Below are 474 nucleotides of genomic sequence, written 5' to 3'. Positions count from 1 at the left end.
TAGCAACGAAATAACTAGGATTCCAAAGATGTCCTCCCCATAATTTCTTTTTCAACTGTTCTCCATGTTTTTTCATTAACAACCTTGCCGATACACCTTTTAATGCTTTTATCATATCTGGTATATAGTGTTGTGGTGAACAATTTATTAGTAAATGTATGTGGTCTTTATCACTATTACATTCTAATATTTGAAATTTATTATCTTTAGCTATTTTGTTTAATATATTAATTAAATCTTCTTCAATTTCATTTGTTAATACTGGATGTCTATATTTTACACACCATACTATATGGTATTGTACTAAATACACATACCCTCTACCATGAGTCACTTCCATTTTTCATCACCCAACATAATATTAACATATGTAACTACTTAAAACAAGTATTCTTAAGGTTTTTATATTTATTTTTAAATAACATACGTAAGAAACGCAAATCTTAACTTTTATCATTTTTGAGGTTGTCGTTC

General features: G+C 27.2%; 1 protein-coding gene. It reads right to left on the bottom strand.

Translation table 11 applies throughout. The annotated features are described in order from the left end of the window. The coding region (gene tnpA, locus KGF39_RS19485) for an IS200/IS605 family transposase (RefSeq protein WP_227823577.1) at positions 1–340 on the bottom strand (340 nt) is incomplete at its 3' end. Positions 341–474: the final 134 nt, after the last annotated feature.

Origin of the sequence: Clostridioides sp. ZZV14-6345, from assembly GCF_020657775.1 — a bacterium.
Classification (GTDB): Bacteria; Bacillota; Clostridia; order Peptostreptococcales; family Peptostreptococcaceae; genus Clostridioides; species Clostridioides difficile_D.
Note: the sequence above shows the minus strand (reverse complement) of the source record. Positions and strands in the feature narration are given on the sequence as shown.